The sequence below is a fragment of the Arthrobacter sp. C9C5 genome, from assembly GCF_013359735.1.
Classification (GTDB): Bacteria; Actinomycetota; Actinomycetes; order Actinomycetales; family Micrococcaceae; genus Arthrobacter.
The window spans coordinates 143,376-161,351 of sequence record NZ_JABFMX010000006.1 but is presented as its reverse complement, the minus strand read 5'-3'; the positions used below and the strand labels follow the sequence as shown (position 1 = coordinate 161,351).

Genomic DNA, 17,976 nt, shown 5'->3' with positions numbered 1-17,976 from the left:
ACCCCCGGCCGTCGGCCCGCCGGAAGTCAGCGTCAGTGCCCGCGCAGTACCTCAATCACGGACGAGTCGTCCCGCCGGCCGAGGCCCGCGCGCCGGCCGCTGAGGTAGAGCTGCTCGGCCGCGGCGGCGAGCGGCGCCGGGTAGGTGCTCTCCCGCGCCGCCTCGACCACGAGCCCCATGTCCTTGACGAAGATGTCCAGGGCGCTCCGGACCTCGGTGTTGTCCGGGTCCACCATCCGGGAGCCCCGGTCATCGAACATGAACGACGCCGCAGCGCCCGAACGCAGCACTTCCCAGGTCTGCTTCGGGTCCAGGCCCAGGGCCTCGGCGAAGGCCAGGGCCTCCCCCGCCGCGGCGATGTGCACGCCGCACAGCAGCTGGTTGACGAGCTTCACCTTCTGCCCGTCGCCAACGTTGGTGCCCACCACGGGGGCGGAGCTTGCCATCGCGTCCAGCAGCGGCCGCACCACCGCCAGGGCCCGCTCGGAGCCGCTGACCATCATCAGCAGTTCGCCGGTGGCGGCGCGCTTGGTGCCGCCGGAGACCGGCGCGTCCACCAGTTCGACGTCGAACGCTGCCAGCCGCTCTGCCAGCGACACCACGGCGGCTGGCCCGACGGTGGCCATCAGCAGGACCACGGTGCCCGGACGCAGGGTCGCGGCGAGTTCGTCCGCGCCGAAGAGTACCGCGTCGGCCTGGGCCGGCGTCGCGACCATCAGGGCGACGACGTCGGCCTCGGCCACGGCCTCCTTGGCCGTGGCCGCCGGCGCGAGGCCGGGAACAGCCAGCGACTGCGCCCGGCCTTCGGCGACGTCAAAGGCGGCGACTTCGTGTCCGGCTTCGGCGAGGACGACCGCCATCGGTCCGCCCATCGCGCCCAGCCCGATCCATCCGACCTTGGTCATGGGGTTACTTCCTTTCCTGGTGCCGCGGACGTGGCGCCGCGGAAGAGTTCAATGGTGTCGGCGAGCGCGTTCTCGTCACCGACGTTGCCCGCAAAAACGACGTACGGCATGCCCTGCACGCCCGGGGCGGCTTCGTCGGGCCGGAGCACCGAGACCATGCCGGGGAACAACTGGCCGAGCACGGTGGCACGCCTGATTCCGAGACCCCGCACGGCGACGTCGTGCGAGGTGATGCCGCCCTTGGCGATCACCCAGGCGGGCTTGGCGGCAAGGGCAGCCTGGACCACCTCGATCAGGGCCGCGGACACGCTGCGGGCGATCTCCAGGCTGGCGGCAGCGTCGGCGCCCTTGAGCAGCGACCGGGAGGTGTAGAGCAGGACGTCGGAGTCGGCGAGGGCGCTGACCACCCGGGCCGCGGTGTCCGCAATGTGCGCGCCGCGCGCCGCCGGATTGACGAGGTCGGCGACGGACAGTTCGACCTCGGACACGCCGCCTCGTGCCTGCGCCGCAGCGACCTGGCGTGCCGTCTGTCCCACATGGGAGCCGACGACGGCGAGCCCGTGGCCGGCCGGGCGGCCGCCGGGCCAGATGTCCTGCGCCTGCAGGGTCGGCTTGGGGTCGAGCCCTGCGAGCGCACGGACAAAGGACGGCCCGGTGCGGTGCAGGAAAACTTTGCCTTCCCGCTGGACCTGCTGCAGGCCCAGCACGACGATCTCCAGGTCCGCGAACTCGGTGGCGTTGACGATGATGAGCTGCAGGTCGCTGGCCGAGCGCAGGATCTCCGCGACCCGGTCCTCTCCCCCGCGGCGGATGTCCTCGAGGCTGATGCTGAGCACCTGCTCCGGGGTGACGGTGCCGCCGCTTTTCTCCGCGACGAAATCCTTCAGATCGGAGGACCGGTACCCGAAGGTCGCGTCCTTGGCGAACTCGGTTTCTCCGGCCGGGACGGGTTCCCCGCCCACCATGGCCCAGTGCACATCCCCGGCGGTGAAGCGTCCGGCTTCGAAGTACGACGGCGCCAGCAGGACGCCGTCGAACCCCTGCCCGGTGACCTCGCGCCGGACGGCGTCGAGCGTGCGGATTTCGGCCATCACGTGGCCGCGGAGCGTCGAGTCGCTGCGGCTGACCAGGTCCAGGGGTGCGCCGAGCCGCTCCTCGAGCTCGAACAGGGCCCGGCCGGCCGCCTGGTTCAGGGCGACGGCGTCGGCCTCGTCGAGGCTACGGGTGTTGGTCAGGATGAAGCAGGTCGATTCCGGCTGCGCAAGGGCCGCGGCGTACTCGTCTGCCTCAAGCACGGTGACGACGGAGACGCCGTGCACGGACTGCGAACCGGTCGGGTCGTCGTCGAGCACTGCGGTCCGCCGTCCCGTGGCGGCGCGGTAGTCGCGGATCCGCTGCCGGGCATCGGCCAGGCGCACCGGTTCAGGGGCGGGGGCGGGGGCGGCCGCGGCGCCGGGGTGTGCAGTGCGATGTCCGTCGGGGTGGGTTTCGTGGGTCATGCTGTGATCCTTCCGGGTGCCGTGCGGCCGGAGCCGCACGGCACGTCGAGAGGCGCCGGGAGGTCAGGAGACCTGCAGGCCGCCATTGATGTCGTAGGTGGCGGCCGTGATGTAGCCGGCGTCCTCGCTCAGGAGGAAGGCCATCAGCGCCGCGACTTCGTCGCGGGTGCCGACCCGGCCCATCATGATGCCCTCGGACATGGCGGCCTTGCGCTCCTCGCTCAGCGTGCCGCCCATGATGTCGGTGTCGATCGGGCCCGGGGCCACCGCGTTCACGGTGATGCCGAACTCGCCGACTTCGCGGGCCAGGGCACGGGTGAAGCCGAGGATTCCGGCCTTCGAGGCGCTGTAGGCCACCTTGGAGAACGTTCCGCCGCCGCGTTGCGCGGAGATCGAGGAAACGCTGACGATCCGGCCCAGCCGGCGTTCGATCATGCCCTTGAGGACCCGCTGCGAAACGATGAAGGTGCCGCGCATGTTGATCGCGAAGACCTTGTCCCATTCGGCGACGGAAGTCTCCATGAACGGCGTCGGCGAGCTGATGCCGGCGAGGTTGGCGAGGCCGACGATGGGTGGAAGCGACTCCTCGACCTCGGTGATGGCCCGGTCCACCGAGGCCTCGTCCGAGACGTCGGCGCCGACGCCGATCGCCTTGACGGCCCGGTTGGAGCCGATCTCGGCCGCGGCGGCCTTGGCGTCCTCGGCGTTGATGTCCAGGATCGCGACCGACCAGCCGTCGCGGGCCAGCCGGTCTGCCGTGGCGCGGCCAATGCCGCGGGCGGAGGCGGCGCCGGTCAGGACGACGGTGCGTTCGGCGGGGAAAGTGCTGTGTGTCATGAGTGGTTCCTAATGGCTGTCTGCGGCGGGGGCGGTCGCCCGGGGGGCGGAGACACCTTCCGGACGCTTGCGGGCGTAGAGATAGGTGGCGACGGCGGTGATCGCAAGGCAGGCCGCCAGGAAGGTAAGGCCGCTCTGGCTGTTGCCGGTGGCGTCCTTGAGGATGCCGACGATGTACGGGGCCACGAAGCCGCCCAGGTTGCCGAGCGAGTTCACCATGGCGAGGCCGGCCGCTGCTGCGGCGCCGGTCAGCGCCGCGGACGGCATGGCCAGGAACGGGGCGATCGCCGAGTAGATGCCCATGGCCGCGAGGGTCAGGAAGACCATTGCGAGGACCGCGTTGACCGGCAACAGGTAGCCCGCGCCGAGCAGGCCGACGGCGGCAAGCACCATGCTGGCGCTGGCGTGCCAGACCCGGTTGCCGGTACGGTCCGAGCGCTTGCTCCAGAAGTAGACGAACACGGCCGCGATGGCGTACGGGATGAAGACGATGAAGCCCACCTGGACGGTGTCGAACTTCCCCAGCGCCTTGACGATGGTGGGCATCCAGAGGCCCAGGCCGTAGATGCCGCAGACCAGGCCGAAGTACAGGGCCGAGTACGCCAGGGTGCGCGGATCCTTCAGGCCGGCGAGGAAGTTGTGGTTGCCGGACTTCTGCTTCTCGGCCAGTTCCTTGCTCATGGTGGTGGCGAGCCAGTCGCGCTCTTCGGGCTTGAGCCACTTGGCGTGCTCCGGCCGGTCAGTCATGACGAACGGCGTGATGACACCCAGCACAATCGCCGGGATGCCTTCAATGATGTACAGCCACTGCCAGCCGTGCAGGCCCGCAACGCCTTCCAGGCCCAGGAGCATGCCGGACACCGGCGCGCCCAGGGCGTTGGAGACCGGCTGGGCCAGGATGAAGATGCCCAGCACGGTCACGCGCTGCGCGGCCGGGAACCAGAGGGTCAGGTAGAACAGGATGGCCGGGAAGAAGCCGGCTTCGGCCGCACCCAGCAGAAAACGGATGATGTAGAAGGTGGTCTCGCCGTTGACCAGGAACATGGCGGTGGCGAAGATGCCCCAGCTGATCAGGATGCGGGCAATCCACTTGCGGGCACCGTAGCGGTACATGCCGCCGTTGCTGGGGATTTCCAGCAGGGCGTAGCCGAGGAAGAAGATGCCGGCGCCGAGGCCGTACGCGGCTTCGGTGAGGCCGATGTCGCCCTGCATGCCGAGCTTGGCGAAGCCGACGTTGTTGCGGTCCAGATAGGCGACGAAGTACAGCAGGACAATCAGCGGCATGAGCCGCCGGCGGACCTTGCGGAGGGTGGTCTGGCCCAGTTCGCTCAGGGCCGGAGCTGCAGTCAGGGAGGTCATCGCGGGCCTCCACCGGTGATCAGGGTGCCCTGGGAAGGGACGTGCGCGCGCATGAAGACTCCTTTGGCTGGCGGCGTTTCGTTTGAGGGTAGATATCAGATGTCTGATATCTATAGGAGATTCTAATCACACGAAAGTGCAGCGTCAACAGCTTTGGTAAATGAGCCCGGAGGTGGCCAAGCTCAGGGCAGCGCCCGCGGGCGTCAGCTGGCGCCCGCGCGGGTCAGCTGGCGGCGGCGCCGCGGCTGGAGACCGCGAGGTACCGTTCGTAGTCCTCGAAGGTCTGGGTGATGTGGGCGTCCATCGCGGAGCGCGCGGCCGCAGGCTCGCCGGCGGCAATGGCGGCCAGGACCTGTTTGTGGTGGTGGATCGCGTGCCGCTGCACATCCGGGAACGCCGAGGTCTCCCGCCGCATGGCGTACAGCAACGTCGAAAGCTGGCCCAGCAGGGCGGGCACGAACGGGTTGCCGGAGGCCCGCAGCACGGTGTCGTGGAAGGAGATATCCGCCAGGGTCAGCGCGTCCACGTCGCCGGAGTGGTGCGCGGCCTCCATCAACTCGACGCTTTCCGTCATGGCGGCGAGGTCGGCCTGGCTGTGGCGTGAGGCCGCGAGTTCGGCGGCGCCGGTTTCGACCATCCGGCGGACCTCGAGCAGGCGCAGAGCAACCTGGTCCGAGGCCACCCCCCTTGAGGCTGCCCGCATGATCGCGTCCAGGCCGGTCCAGCGCTCGGGCGGATTCACGAAGGTGCCCAGGCCCCGCTTCACGTAGACCACGTCCTGCGCCTTGAGGACCTTCATCGCTTCACGGGCGGTCAGGCGGCTGACCCCTGACTCCTTGGCGATGTCCGCTTCCGGCGGGAGGGCATCGTCGGCCTTGATCTGGCCGCTGAGGATGTACTCGAGGACTTTGTCCACGACGACGTCGACCAGCGTCCGTCGCGTTTCTGCCATCGTGATCCCCTGCCTGCGCGCACTCAAGCGCGCGCTTTGCCTTTCCTAAACACTACTAGACGCACGGCGGCGGTCCCTGCCGCCGTCGTGCCTTAACGAAGAAACGCGAGGTCACTCCGACCCCATCCCGGTGAGGGGATGGGCCGGACGTGACCCCGCGTTGCCTTGGTGCTGGGACCTAGAGTGCCGCGTAAACTTCGCGCAGCAGCTTGGCGGTCTCGGACGGCGTCTTGCCGACCTTGACGCCGGCAGCCTCGAGGGCTTCCTTCTTGGCCTGGGCGGTGCCCGCGGAGCCGGAGACGATGGCGCCCGCGTGGCCCATCGTCTTGCCTTCCGGGGCGGTGAAGCCGGCCACGTAGCCGACGACCGGCTTGGTGACGTGGGCCTTGATGTAGTCGGCCGCGCGCTCTTCGGCGTCGCCGCCGATTTCGCCGATCATGACGATCGCCTTGGTCTCCGGGTCAGCTTCGAAAGCCTCGAGGGCGTCGATGTGGGTGGTGCCGATGACCGGGTCGCCGCCGATGCCGATGGCCGTGGAGAAGCCCAGGTCGCGCAGTTCGTACATCATCTGGTAGGTCAGGGTGCCCGACTTGGAGACCAGGCCGATGGGGCCCTTGCCCGTGATGTTGGCCGGGGTGATGCCGACCAGGGCCTCGCCCGGGGTGATGATGCCGGGGCAGTTCGGTCCGATGATGCGGGTGACCTGCTTGCCGTCGGCGTCGACCTTGGACTGGGCCAGTGCCCAGAACTCGGCGGAGTCCTGGACCGGAACGCCTTCGGTGATGACGACGACCAGGCCGATGCCGGCCTCGATGGCTTCGACGACGGCGTCCTTCGTGAACGCCGGCGGCACGAAGACGATGGAGACGTCGGCGCCGGTCTCGGCCATGGCTTCCTTGACGGTGCCGAAGACGGTGATCTCGTTATCGCCGTGCAGGACCGTGGTGCCGGCCTTGCGGGCGTTGACGCCGCCGACAATGTTGGTGCCGGCCTTGAGCATCAGGGCGGTGTGCTTGGTGCCTTCGCCGCCGGTGATGCCCTGGACGATGACCTTGGAGTCCTTGTTCAGATAAATAGACATAGTCGTGTCCCTTTACTTAGCTGCGTTGGCGAGCTCGGCAGCCTTGTCGGCGCCCTCGTCCATGGTGGCGGCCAGGGTAACCAGCGGGTGGTTGGCCTCGGCCAGGATGCGGCGGCCTTCCTCGACGTTGTTGCCGTCAAGGCGGACGACCAGCGGCTTGTTCGCGGAGTGGCCCAGCTCGGCCAGTGCGCCGACGATGCCCTTGGCGACAGCGTCACAGGCGGTGATGCCGCCGAAGACGTTGACGAAGACGGACTTGACCTGCTCGTCACCCAGGATGACGTCGAGGCCCGCAGCCATGACCTCGGCGGAAGCTCCACCGCCAATGTCCAGGAAGTTGGCGGGCTTGACGTTGCCGTGGTTCTCGCCGGCGTAGGCGACGACGTCGAGCGTGGACATGACCAGGCCGGCACCGTTACCGATGATGCCCACCTCGCCGTCGAGCTTGACGTAGTTGAGGTCCTGCGCCTTGGCCTTGGCCTCGAGCGGGTCCGCGGCGTCCTTGTCTTCAAGGGCGGAGTGCTTGGGGTGGCGGAAGTCGGCGTTCTCGTCGAGGGTGACCTTGCCGTCCAGGGCAACGATGTCGCCGGCGCCGGTCTTGACCAGCGGGTTGACCTCCACGAGGGTGGCGTCTTCCTTCTTGAACACGTCCCAGAGCTTGAGGATCACGGCGGCGACCTTGCCGCGCAGTTCCTCAGCGAAGCCTGCGGCGGCGACGATCTCGTCAGCCTTGGCCTGGTCGATGCCGACGGCCGGGTCGATCGCGATCTTGGCCAGGGCTTCCGGGCGCTCGACGGCGAGCTGCTCGATTTCCATGCCGCCTTCAACCGAGCACATGGCCAGGTAGTTGCGGTTGGCCCGGTCCAGCAGGACGGAGAAGTAGTATTCCTCGGCGATATCGGCACCCTGGGCAATCATCACCTTGTTGACGGTGTGACCCTTGATGTCCATGCCGAGGATGTTGGTGGCGTGCTCGAGTGCCTCATCGGCAGTCTTGGCGACCTTAACGCCGCCGGCCTTGCCGCGGCCACCGACCTTAACCTGTGCCTTGACGACAGTTACGCCGCCGATCTTCTCGGCAGCTGCCTTTGCTTCTTCAGGGGTGTGCGCCACGATGCCAGCAAGCACGGGTACACCGTGCGCCTCGAACATATCGCGCGCCTGATATTCAAACAGGTCCACGGTTTAGTGTCCTTCTACGTCGAAGTAGTTTCTGTACAGCCGGACCCCACGTACTCGCGGTTACCGGGCTGCGGAATAAACGCACCCTGCGACAAGCTTGGAAACGAGCCACACGGCGCAATGCTCCTCTTTCGAACTCTAGTCCTTCGTTTGGACCAGCCCGACCCAGACTACCCGTTATGTGAGTAAGGACACTATTCTATTGAGCGTAGAAAAACCCCTAGATTACGGGGTTTTTGGGGCTTCCGACGGCGCCGCGGAGGCCGCCTTGGGGGCCGGCAAGATCAGCTCGTAACGGTCGCGCGCAACGAAGAAGGCGACGCCGGCGGAGACATTTCCGCAGGCTACGCCGCCGTTGTAGGCGGAGCAGCGCAGGCCGTTGCGCTCGACGTTCTTCCCGTCCTCGAGAACGGGAAGCTGCGAGATCGGACCGGTGCGGGTGCCCTTGGGGCCAAATTCGGTTTCCTGCTGTGTGACGCCGGAGCGGCACTCGCCGTAAACCGCCTTGTCCGGGGTCAGCAGGGCCGTGCCGCCCAGGTAGCCGAGGCCGGTGCCGGCGCAGTCGTCCCGGATGTCCTTTACTTCGGGCTTCGGGTAGGCGGCGAGCTCACAGTGGGCCACCGGCACGGTCGCGAACTTGCCGTTTCCGCTGCCGCCGAAGCCGTTCTGTTCATAGACTAGGTTGATGTGGTCGCCCCGGGCCGAGGTCAGCGAGCAGACGATGTTGCGGTCCATGGTGACGAAGCTCAGGGAGTCCTGGCCGGCGCTAAGTGTCGCCGGGTCCGTCAGGGGTGCCTGCTTGAGCTGCTCCAGGGCGGGCAGCGGAGCCGGCGGGACGTAATCCGGGTCCTTTTGCGTGACGGTGCACGCCGTGGCCGCCAGTGCCAGGAAGGCGGCCAGGATCCCCAAAGATGTCCGTCGCATGCGCTCCATTATGCCGGTCGGCGCGCGGTTGCCGGCGGATCCGCGGGGCGGGTGAGAGCCCCGGTCACGCGTCGATCTTGGTGAGCGGGGCGTACCGCAGCAGGAGCCGCTTTTCGCCGACGCCGAACTTCACCTTCGCGACGGTCTTGTCTCCCGCGCCCTCGACGGCCAGTACGGTGCCGTTGCCGAAGCTGGTGTGGTTGACCTTGTCCCCCACGCTGACAGCGACGATTTCTTTCTGCGGCTGGACCCGGTTCTTGGCGATGGCGGCGGGGACGTCGGCGTTGAACCCTGCCGCTGAGTCCGCCCCGGTGCCGCGGGCGGTGCCGGCCCCCCAGAAGGAGCCGCCGTAGCGGCTTGACCCGATCGATCCGCCGCTCCCCCAGCTGCCGGCCTGGCGGGTGGAGCCTTCCCGCTTCCACTCGACCAGCTCGGCCGGGATCTCCTCGATGAACTGGCTGGCGGGGTTGTACTGGCTCTGGCCCCACATGCTGCGGACCTCGGACCGGGTCAGGTAGAGCCGCTTCCGGGCGCGGGTCAGGCCCACGTAGGCCAATCGGCGTTCCTCTGCCAGTTCCTTGGGGTCGGTGGCGGAGCGCTGGTGCGGGAACAGCCCGTGCTCCATGCCGGTGAGGAAGACCACCGGGAACTCCAGGCCCTTGGCGGTGTGCAGGGTCATCAAGGTGACGACGCCGAGGCGCTTGGCTTCGGCGACGGCGGCGGCTGTGTCTTGGGCGTCCCCGCCCGGCGCGTCCGGGATCTGGTCGGCGTCCGCCACGAGGGAGACCTGTTCCAGGAAGGCGCCGAGGGACCCTTCCGGGTTGTCCCGTTCGTATTCGCGGACGACGGCGACCAGTTCGGCGAGGTTTTCCACCCGGGATTCGTCCTGCGGGTCGGTGCTGGAGCGCAGGGTGGCGAGGTAGCCGGTCTGCTCCAGGACGGCTTCCAGGGCAGCGGCAGCGCCGGAGCCGGAGGCCACCTCGGCCAGGTCGTCGAGGAGTTTCACGAAGCCCAGCACGGCGTTCACGGAGCGGGTGGCCATGCCGGGTGCTTCCTCGGCGCGGCGGGCGGCGGCCATGAAGGAGGTCCGGTCGCGCTGCGCCAGCGACGCGACGGCGCCCTCGGCCCGGTCGCCGATGCCGCGCTTGGGCTCGTTGAGGATGCGGCGCAGGTTGACGTCGTCGTCGGGGTTGACCAAAACGCGCAGGTAGGCGAGGGCGTCCTTGATTTCCTTGCGCTCGTAGAACCGGGTGCCGCCGACCACCTTGTAGGGCAGCCCGACGCGCACCAGGACGTCTTCGATGGACCGGGACTGGGCGTTGGTGCGGTAGAAGATCGCGACGTCGCCGGGCCGGAGGTTGCCCTCGTCCTGCAGCCGGTCGATTTCCTTCGCGATGAACTGGGCCTCGTCGTGCTCGTTTTCGCCTACGTAGCCGACAATCTTTTCGCCGTCGCCCTCGGCCGTCCAGAGCCGTTTCTCCGGCCGGTTGGGGTTCCGGGAGATCACCGAGTTGGCGGCGCTGAGGATGGTCTGGGTGGAGCGGTAGTTCTGTTCGAGCTTGATGGTCCGGGCGTCCGGGTAGTCCTTCTCGAACTCCACGATGTTGCGGATGTCCGCGCCGCGGAAGGCGTAGATGGACTGGTCCGAGTCGCCGACGACGGTGAGTTCGGCGGCGCCGGGGCCCTCGCCGACGATCTCGCGGACCAGGGCGTACTGGGCGTGGTTGGTGTCCTGGTACTCGTCCACGAGCACGTGCCGGAAGCGGCGCCGGTACGAGTCGGCGAGCGCCGGGAAGGCCCGGAACATGTAAACGGTTTCGGCGATCAGGTCATCGAAGTCCATCGCGTTGGCCTGTCGCAGGCGCTGCGTGTAGCCCTTGAAGACTTCGGCGACGGCCTGTTCGAAGGGGTCGCTGTAGTTCGCGCTGGAGGCGTAGCTGTCCGCGTCGATCAGCTCGTTCTTGAGCGCGGAGATCTTGTGCTGGATGGCCTTGGGCGCGAAGCGCTTGGGGTCCAGGTCCAGGTTCTTGGCCACGAGCGTGATCAGGCGGAGCGAATCGGCGGAGTCGTAGATGGAGAAGTTGGAGTTCAGGCCGACGTTGGCCGCCTCGCGCCGCAGGATCCGGACGCAGGAGGAGTGGAAGGTGGAGATCCACATGGTCTTGGCCCGGCCGCCGACCAGGAGCTCGATCCGCTCGCGCATCTCCGCGGCGGCCTTGTTGGTGAAGGTGATGGCCAGGATCTCACCGTGGTGCGCGCGCCGGGTGGCGATCAGGTAGGCGATGCGGTTGCTGAGCACACGGGTCTTGCCGGAGCCTGCGCCGGCGACGATCAGCAGGGCGCTCCCCGCATGCTTGACCGCTTCCTCCTGCTGGGGATTGAGTCCTTGCAGGAGCTCTTCCGCGTTCGGCAGTTGGGGGCGGTCCCAGTCCTCGCCGTTACCAGCGCCGCTTCCGCCGTGGGCCCCGAAAGCGGGTGACCTCAGGTCCGGCATTCCGGTTCCGGCCCCCGGGTTTCCGGACGCTTTCGCGGGCGCGGCCGGATGCGAGGCAGCTTGGAAGGGTCCGTCGGCGTAGGGGTCAAACAACATATCCATGGTGTTAACAAGTCTAGGCGGTGCCACTGACGGCACCGTCCGCGGCAGCCCCGCTCCCGGACGGACATGCCCGTCCCCTCCGCCCGCGGGTGGACATATTGCCATTGTGTCCACGCTTAGGGCTGAAGAATGAGCATGCCCATCTGTGCGGGGCGGCGAGGAATGAGCATGCCCATCTGTGCGCCGGACGCGGACCCGGCTTACCCCACGGAGCCTGACTCCAGCGCCGCCCGGAGCTGCCGCACCGCCGTCGTACCTCCGGCCACGAACCACTCAAGTCCGTTGACGCGCACGACGTCGGTGGCGCCGCCGGCGGCGAGCACGATCGCCTGGCCCGGCAGCCAGTCCCACTCCGGGGAGCTGTGCTGGAACCAGCAGTCCAGCTCGCCGTCGGCCACCCGGCCGAGGTCGCATGAGCCCGAGCCGAACATCCGCAGCGCCGCCGCGGAGGTCGCCGCGGCGTGCCACGGCATGGCGCACATCGGGTCGGCCAGCCAGGTGGGATGGATGTATGTGGCGGCGCCGAGCTCCGCCAGCGGCGTCTCGGCGCGGCCCATGCCATCTGCCTCGCGGGGCCGAAAACTGGTCAGCGCCTCACCGTTGAGGGTAGCCGCGCGGGCGGTGCCGCCGAGCCAGAGCTTGTCCTCTTCCGGCTGGAAGATGGCGCCGAGTAGTGGGCCGGAGGAATCCTTGAGCGCGATCGCGGAGCACCAGTAGCTGGAGCCGTGCAGGAAGTTGTAGGTGCCGTCCACCGGGTCGATCACCCAGGTCCGGCCGCTGCTGCCCTGCTCGGAAGCACCTTCTTCGCCGAGGATGCCGTCGTCGGGCCGGCAGCGCTGCAGCTGTTCGAGCACGTAGGCTTCGGCGGCGTGGTCCGCGGCGGTCACGACATCGGAGACGGACGTTTTCCGCTGCCCCTCCAGCCCTGCCTGCCGCATCAGCAGCGCCAGGTTGCCGGCCTCCCGCACCAGGGCCTCGGCGAGCTGGTAGTCGTCCAGTTCGGGGCTGAGTTCCGCGGTGCTGTGCCGGCCGAGCCGGTGCCTGACAAGTTCGTTGCTGCCTGATTCGCTCACGCGTTCAGCCTATCGGGCGCCCCGAGGTGCTGAACAGGCAGGCCGGGTTGACGGTGGCCCTGCCTGGGACCGGCCGGCCTGGCCCCAGCGAGGGGCGATAATGGAGCCATGGCCAAGACACCCGCCCAGCGGATCAAGAAACACGGCGCGAGCGCGGCCGTTCCCCAGCACCATCTGCCCGCGGTGATCAATCCCAGCACCACCCGCACCCCGCAGAAGGCGCAGAGCAATAGCAGCCTGATCCTGATCGCGGGCGTCGTGGCAAGCCTGTTCCTGTTCTGGTACGTCCACCTGCTGACCCTGGACCAGCTCACCCAGCTCAGCGGCGGCCTCCCGATGCCCGATTCGCTGATCGGCGGCTTCGACCGGGGCTTTGTGGAGCAGCTGCGCTCGGCCATGGACGGTGACGCCCGCGGACAGCTCAACTATGTGCACAAGACGGCAGGGACACTGTTTCCGCTGATCTTCGGCTTCACCTGGTTGCTGCTGATCGGCACGAACGTGGCCAGGAAACCGCTGCGCTGGGCGCTGTGGGCGGTGCCGTTGCTGTTTGCGGGTGTGCGGCTGTGGGGCAACGCGGCCATTGACGCCATGATGTCTGCGGCCACGCTCGACGGCGGCCAGGTCGTCTTGGCGTCGGGGCTCACGGTGGCTGGCTGGGTCCTGTTGGTGCTGAGCCTTGTGGTCGGCGGCGCGGCAGTGTTCCTGGGCCGGAAGAACTCCTCCGCACGGGCAGACGCTTCGGGTTCCGCTCAGGCCTAGCGGTTCGGGATCCAGGGCCGGGGAATTCGCGGCCTCCCCGCTCTGCCGCCCGGTGGACATGCCCACTCCTGGCCGCGAGCAATGAGCATCTTCCCTATATGTCCACTGCTCGACGCCGGCGAGGGGCATACTCAGTGTGCCTCTTCGGCTGAGAATGTTGGCACCACCGGACATGCCCACTCCTGGCCGCGAGCAATGAGCATCTTCCCTATATGTCCACTGCTCGACGCCGGCGAGGGGCATACTCAGTGTGCCTCTTCGGCTGAGAATGTTGGCACCACCGGACATGCCCGCTCCTGGCCCCGACCAATGAGCAGATTCACTATATGTCCCCTGCACGACGCCGGCGAGGGGCATGCCCACCCGGCCGGCCCGACCAAGAGCGTTGGGGCCCCGGGACATGCCCACTCCTGGCAGCGACCACTGAGCATCTTCCCTATATGTCCACTGCACGACGCCGGGGAGGGGCATGCTCAGAAAACGCGATTAGCTGCGGTCGAAACCTGTCACACGAAGCAGCCAGGACCATAAGGAGTCCCGGCCCAGTTCGGCTTTGAGGAAGTCTCGTGCCTGCTGGGCGCGGTCGGGCGCTCCCGCGCTTTCGAAGTGAACCACCGCCTCGGCCAGAGGCTGCCGGGCCGCATCCTTGTCACGCATTGCGATATATGCCCTGCCCAACAGCAGGCATACGTCGCCGAGAATCTGAGGTGTAACGCTTCTCGAGGTTGCACGGATTTCTTCCAGGACGGCCACCGCAGACTCTGCATCGCCAGCTAGATAGCTCCAGTGTGCGCGATTGCGCCGCAAAAGAAGAAGATCGTTTTCGCTGCCGCCGATGACGTCTGTGGCCAACTCGGCGCGTTCGATGCAGCGAAGCGTGTCCTCGTCCGCAATATTTGCTGCGAGGCGCATGGCGGCAGACGCCTTGTTGAATTTCGCCCAGACGTCCAGGTTTTTGGTAGGTGAAAACGTCGCGGCCGCGAGCTCGTGGTACCGCAGACCGTCTTCGACTTTGTCACACAGAAAAGCCACGTTTCCGATGACCCAATAAGCCTTGCCAGCAAGCTGATCGTCAACATCGTCAGAAATGACGCCAGCAAGAGCCTTGCTCTCATCCCAAGCCTCAGCCAGTTTTCCGCCGTCTGCCAATGCAGCGATCAGCGCCTGCCTTGCTTTTACGTTGATTTCTATGTCCGACTCCGCGGATGTGAGATTCGCAGCAGCTCGAGCAGATTCCGCGGCTCGCTCCAGCAGACCCGCGCCCTGGCGTGCCTTCGCGAGCAAAATATGAGTGCGGGCCTGGTCGCGGGGAATCGGTGGCTCCGCCAGGTCCGATATGAGGCTGGCGGCCAAAGCCGCACAGTCCTCAAAACGTTGGGCATCCAGAAGATTTTCGGCTTGGAGGAAAGTCATGTTCCACCACGAAGTGGGGTCCCCGTCACGCAAAGCGATCTCGGCCGCCCGCTGCGCACTGCCAGCCGCCTCGGCGAAGGCATGGTTGCTGCGCTGCTCATGTGCTCGGAGCTCAGCGGCTGCGTACAGCGGTGAAACAGAGTGCATGAATCAATTATCGGTGGCTGCGCAGGAGAATAGGTATACGGCGCGCGAGCTGCCTCTGTGTGAAAACGCAAGAGGAGCGCACGAATAACACAGCGTTCAGGCAAAGCGAGTAAATCGTTACAATGCGGCGTGTCTATAGCGCTTATACTAATCCTGCATCACATGAGTCACATCAGCCTCTCACGTACCAGGAGTTCTAAATGAAGAAAACCCTCGCAACGCTCCTCGTGGCCGGCGCTCTGGCAGCAGCAGGTCTTTCGGCCTCGGCAGCTGTCTCGGCCACCGGTGACAACGCCGGACAGACCGTAGTGGCTGTGGACTACTGGCCGAACTCCACCCCGAAGAACTAACGGAGTCAGCAAACCGCAAAGGGCGGGATTCGGATTCACATCCGACTCCCGCCCTTTGTTTTGCCTGGCAACAATTTAAGCGGCCCAACCGCCGTCGTTCGTTACGCGCCACTGCGGAACTACTGCGAAACCGAGCTGTCCTGGCTGATGAGGGCCTCAACGGCCTCGGCGGGCGCCGGGCGCCCGAAGTAGTAACCCTGGCCGCTGGCGCAACCCAGCCGGACCAGCTCGTCGGCCTGTTCGGCGGTCTCGATTCCCTCCGCCACCGCCTTGAGCCCGCAGGCATGGATCAGGTGCAGCACGGCCTCGACAAAGCTGCCCTGCTCCGCGTCCGTTCCCAGGCCGTCGATCAGGCTCTTGTCGATCTTGACCACGTTCACGGGGAGCCGGCGAAGGTAGCTGATGGAGGAGTATCCCGTGCCGAAGTCGTCGATTTCGAGCTGCACGCCCAGCTGGCGCAACCCGCTCAGGGAGTACTTGTCCACGTCGCCGCCGGTGACGGCCATGGACTCGGTCAGTTCGATGATGAGGTTCGCGGCATCCACGCCCGTCTCGCGGAGGATGTCCTGGACGTGTTCGATGAGCTCGAGGTTCTGCAGCTCCGTGGTGGAGATATTGACCCGGACGGAGAACTCGCTGTCCAACTCCAGCCGGTCCTGCCAGTCCCGAAGCTGCCGGACCGCGTTGCGCAGCACCCAGTGCCCCAGCTCCACGATCATCCCGGTCTCCTCCGCCAGCGGAATGAACTGGTCCGGCATCAGGAGCCCGCGCTCCGGGTGGTTCCAGCGGACCAGCGCCTCGACGCCCTCGATCCGCCCGGTGGCGAGCTCCACCACCGGCTGGTAATGCAGCGTCAGCTGATCCTCGAGGATCGCCTCGCGCATCTCCGTGACCATGAGGCTCTGCAGCCTGCGGGCGTAGAGCAGCGCCGGTTCGAAGACCTTGATCCCGCTATGCGGCTGCGCCTTCGCGGCGTACATGGCCGTGTCGGCTTCCATCACCAGGTCGTCGGCGGACTGGCCCGGTTCGGCCACGCGGACGCCGATGCTGGTGCCACAGGTGACCCGCAGGTCGCCGATCTCCAGGCTCTCACTGAGCGCCTTCAGGATCCGGTTGGCTACCCGACGGGCCCGCACAAGGTTGGATTTGGGCAGCATGACGGCGAATTCGTCCCCGCCCAGCCTCGCCACGGTATCGGTGCCCCGGACCGCGTCCTGGAGGCGCCGGGCAATCACGCGCAGGACATCGTCCCCCGCGCTGTGTCCCAGCGTGTCATTGATGCCCTTGAAGGAATCAAGATCAAGAATCAGCAGGGCCGGCGGCATTTCGCCGCGGGACGTCTCCGCCAGCGCGTGGCTGAGCACCGAGTTCAGCGCCGTCCGGTTGGCCAGCTGGGTCAACGGATCGGTCAGCGCCATCCGTTCTAGCTCGACCTGGGCCTGGCGCAACATGGCGGTCCGGCTCTCGACGCGCTCTTCGAGCTCCTGGTAAATGGTCTGCAGGTCATCGGCCATCAGGTTGATGCCTGCGATGACGGCGGCGACGTCGTCGCGCGCACCGGAGTGGGGAATCCGGGTGCTTAGGTCCCCGCTGGCGATCCGGACAATGCCCTCCACGAGCGCATGGAGCCGGGGGTCTGGAACATCACTTTTCACTCGTATAAGGCCTTAACCACTCGAGGGCTTCTATCCGCGAAATGAAGAACTCCGCCGGGATCGCTTCGGATCTTGAGCGCAGCAGGTAATGCGCAATGACACGGTCCACGGGGCTCTCGCCGACCAGCGCGAACGCCGACGCCGCGATGGAACCAACGTAGACCTGGCGCGCTTCCACGCTGACGCCGACGACGCCGGAGATGACCAGCAGCACCGGAACCCTCTCGCCGCCGGCGAGCATTCGGACTGCTTCACCGGCCACCCGCGCTTCCGGGCCCTCGATCTCCCGGTTCGGCGGCAGCGCGACTTCAATGATGCCGCCCTCGAGCAGCCGGACGCCGATGACGGGCTCGGCAGGAGCTTCCGCTGCTGAAACGCCCGGCTCCGTCAGTGCCAATCCCGCCAGGCTGAGCTCTGTCAGGGACCCGGACGACGACGGCGTCCCGGCGTCGGGTGCCTCAAGTACGGCTGGCGTTTCCTCGGGAATTTGCCCGTCCGGGGCAACGGGGGCTTCGACTGTCATCGGACAGCAACCCGAGGGACGCAGGCCAGCCGTGAAGGGGCGCTGGTGTGGTCGCCGAAGGAAGTCGCTGCCAGGCGCAGCGCAACCAGCTGATCAGACATGTGCCCCCACAGACTACAAAGTCGGCATTTCGGCGTGCGCTGGACCCATTTTCCCGCACGAGGCACCGGAGCGTTCCGGTGAATGCCCTCATAATAGTGCAAGTAAGCGCATATATGAGACATAAGACACCCCCGCGACACAGAATCGCCGAGAGTCCCACATTTGCGCGGGCGCGGCAATTCCGTAATTACCGGGCGAAGTATTGGCGAATGCTCGACAACGAGCTTGAGCCGCTGTATCCGAGATCAGCCGGGCCGGCATGGACAGCGTCGTCGGGCGAAAAAATGCTGACCCCGAGGGTGCCGCCTTCAACGTCCTTGATGCTGTCCAGCAGGGCGGGCATGGCCTGTTCCAACGTCTGGGTAAGCGCTGCCTTGTCCGCACTTTCACCGACCAGTTTCACCGTGATGAATTTGCCGGAGGTGTTAACGTTGGCGTCGGCCTGGACGGCGGTCACCCCCGTGACGGATATTCCGGCTTTCTGCAGGGCGGCCTCCAGCTGATCCGCCTCGGAAGGCCCGCCCAGGCCGCAGGCCGCCAATGTTGCCGCGAGAATGCCCATGATCAGTGCTCCTGCAATGGGGTGAAATAGCTTCTTCATTGATAACTTCCGCTA

16 protein-coding genes are annotated in these 17,976 nt (G+C 66.9%); 2 read left to right on the top strand and 14 right to left on the bottom strand.

The features are described from left to right. Positions 1 to 32: 32 nt before the first annotated feature. The 10 genes from HNO80_RS06695 to HNO80_RS06650 all read right to left on the bottom strand — a co-directional run bounded on the left by HNO80_RS06695 (position 33) and on the right by HNO80_RS06650 (position 12,408). On the bottom strand, positions 33 to 905 hold the full coding sequence (locus HNO80_RS06695) for an NAD(P)-dependent oxidoreductase (protein ID WP_175322057.1): 873 nt from the start codon (positions 903 to 905) through the stop codon (positions 33 to 35). Further along, entirely contained in the window at positions 902 to 2,404 is a 1,503-nt protein-coding gene (locus HNO80_RS06690) for a four-carbon acid sugar kinase family protein (RefSeq protein ID WP_175322056.1), read from the bottom strand. The genes HNO80_RS06695 and HNO80_RS06690 overlap by 4 nt, the downstream gene beginning before the upstream one ends. A 63-nt stretch (positions 2,405 to 2,467) precedes the next feature. Then, positions 2,468 to 3,241: an SDR family NAD(P)-dependent oxidoreductase gene (locus HNO80_RS06685; protein WP_175322055.1), complete on the bottom strand. Its 774-nt coding sequence runs from the start codon at positions 3,239 to 3,241 to the stop codon at positions 2,468 to 2,470. Between the two features lie 9 nt (positions 3,242 to 3,250). Then, positions 3,251 to 4,600, bottom strand: coding sequence for an MFS transporter (locus HNO80_RS06680; protein ID WP_175322054.1), 1,350 nt, complete (start codon positions 4,598 to 4,600; stop codon positions 3,251 to 3,253). Positions 4,601 to 4,823: 223 nt separating this feature from the next. Beyond that, positions 4,824 to 5,552: a FadR/GntR family transcriptional regulator gene (locus HNO80_RS06675; RefSeq protein ID WP_175322053.1), complete on the bottom strand. Its 729-nt coding sequence runs from the start codon at positions 5,550 to 5,552 to the stop codon at positions 4,824 to 4,826. Between the two features lie 178 nt (positions 5,553 to 5,730). Beyond that, a complete protein-coding gene (sucD, locus tag HNO80_RS06670) occupies positions 5,731 to 6,633 on the bottom strand; it encodes a succinate--CoA ligase subunit alpha (RefSeq protein ID WP_175322052.1) in 903 nt (300 codons plus the stop codon). 12 nt (positions 6,634 to 6,645) lie between these two features. Continuing rightward, entirely contained in the window at positions 6,646 to 7,815 is a 1,170-nt protein-coding gene (sucC, locus tag HNO80_RS06665; RefSeq protein WP_175322051.1) for an ADP-forming succinate--CoA ligase subunit beta, read from the bottom strand. A 225-nt stretch (positions 7,816 to 8,040) separates the two neighbouring features. Then, positions 8,041 to 8,748 carry a hypothetical protein gene (locus tag HNO80_RS06660; protein ID WP_175322050.1) on the bottom strand — a complete coding sequence of 236 codons (708 nt, stop codon included), beginning with the start codon at positions 8,746 to 8,748 and terminating at the stop codon, positions 8,041 to 8,043. A gap of 55 nt (positions 8,749 to 8,803) precedes the next feature. After that, positions 8,804 to 11,335, bottom strand: a complete 2,532-nt coding sequence (gene pcrA / locus HNO80_RS06655) for a DNA helicase PcrA (protein WP_175322049.1) — start codon at positions 11,333 to 11,335, stop codon at positions 8,804 to 8,806. A gap of 200 nt (positions 11,336 to 11,535) precedes the next feature. After that, a complete protein-coding gene (locus HNO80_RS06650; protein ID WP_349627255.1) occupies positions 11,536 to 12,408 on the bottom strand; it encodes an inositol monophosphatase family protein in 873 nt (290 codons plus the stop codon). Between the two features lie 108 nt (positions 12,409 to 12,516). Here HNO80_RS06650 and HNO80_RS06645 point away from each other — a divergent pair, with 108 nt between their 5' ends. Further along, entirely contained in the window at positions 12,517 to 13,170 is a 654-nt protein-coding gene (locus HNO80_RS06645) for a hypothetical protein (protein WP_175322048.1), read from the top strand. 486 nt (positions 13,171 to 13,656) lie between these two features. Here the strand turns inward: HNO80_RS06645 and HNO80_RS06640 are convergent, their stop codons facing one another. Beyond that, positions 13,657 to 14,730, bottom strand: a complete 1,074-nt coding sequence (locus HNO80_RS06640; RefSeq protein ID WP_175322047.1) for a hypothetical protein — start codon at positions 14,728 to 14,730, stop codon at positions 13,657 to 13,659. A 200-nt stretch (positions 14,731 to 14,930) separates the two neighbouring features. Between HNO80_RS06640 and HNO80_RS06635 the strand changes: the two genes are divergently transcribed. Next, positions 14,931 to 15,080, top strand: coding sequence for a hypothetical protein (locus tag HNO80_RS06635; RefSeq protein ID WP_175322046.1), 150 nt, complete (start codon positions 14,931 to 14,933; stop codon positions 15,078 to 15,080). A 119-nt stretch (positions 15,081 to 15,199) separates the two neighbouring features. On the opposite strand, the gene HNO80_RS06630 is transcribed toward HNO80_RS06635, so the two are convergent. The 3 genes from HNO80_RS06630 to HNO80_RS06620 all read right to left on the bottom strand — a co-directional run bounded on the left by HNO80_RS06630 (position 15,200) and on the right by HNO80_RS06620 (position 17,961). After that, on the bottom strand, positions 15,200 to 16,735 hold the full coding sequence (locus HNO80_RS06630) for a putative bifunctional diguanylate cyclase/phosphodiesterase (RefSeq protein WP_175322045.1): 1,536 nt from the start codon (positions 16,733 to 16,735) through the stop codon (positions 15,200 to 15,202). Next, positions 16,725 to 17,258, bottom strand: coding sequence for a DUF7793 family protein (locus HNO80_RS06625; protein WP_175322044.1), 534 nt, complete (start codon positions 17,256 to 17,258; stop codon positions 16,725 to 16,727). Before HNO80_RS06625 ends, HNO80_RS06630 begins: the two co-directional genes overlap by 11 nt. Positions 17,259 to 17,547: 289 nt before the next feature. Continuing rightward, complete coding sequence (locus tag HNO80_RS06620; RefSeq protein ID WP_175322043.1) at positions 17,548 to 17,961, bottom strand: hypothetical protein; 414 nt, start codon at positions 17,959 to 17,961, stop codon at positions 17,548 to 17,550. Positions 17,962 to 17,976: the final 15 nt, after the last annotated feature.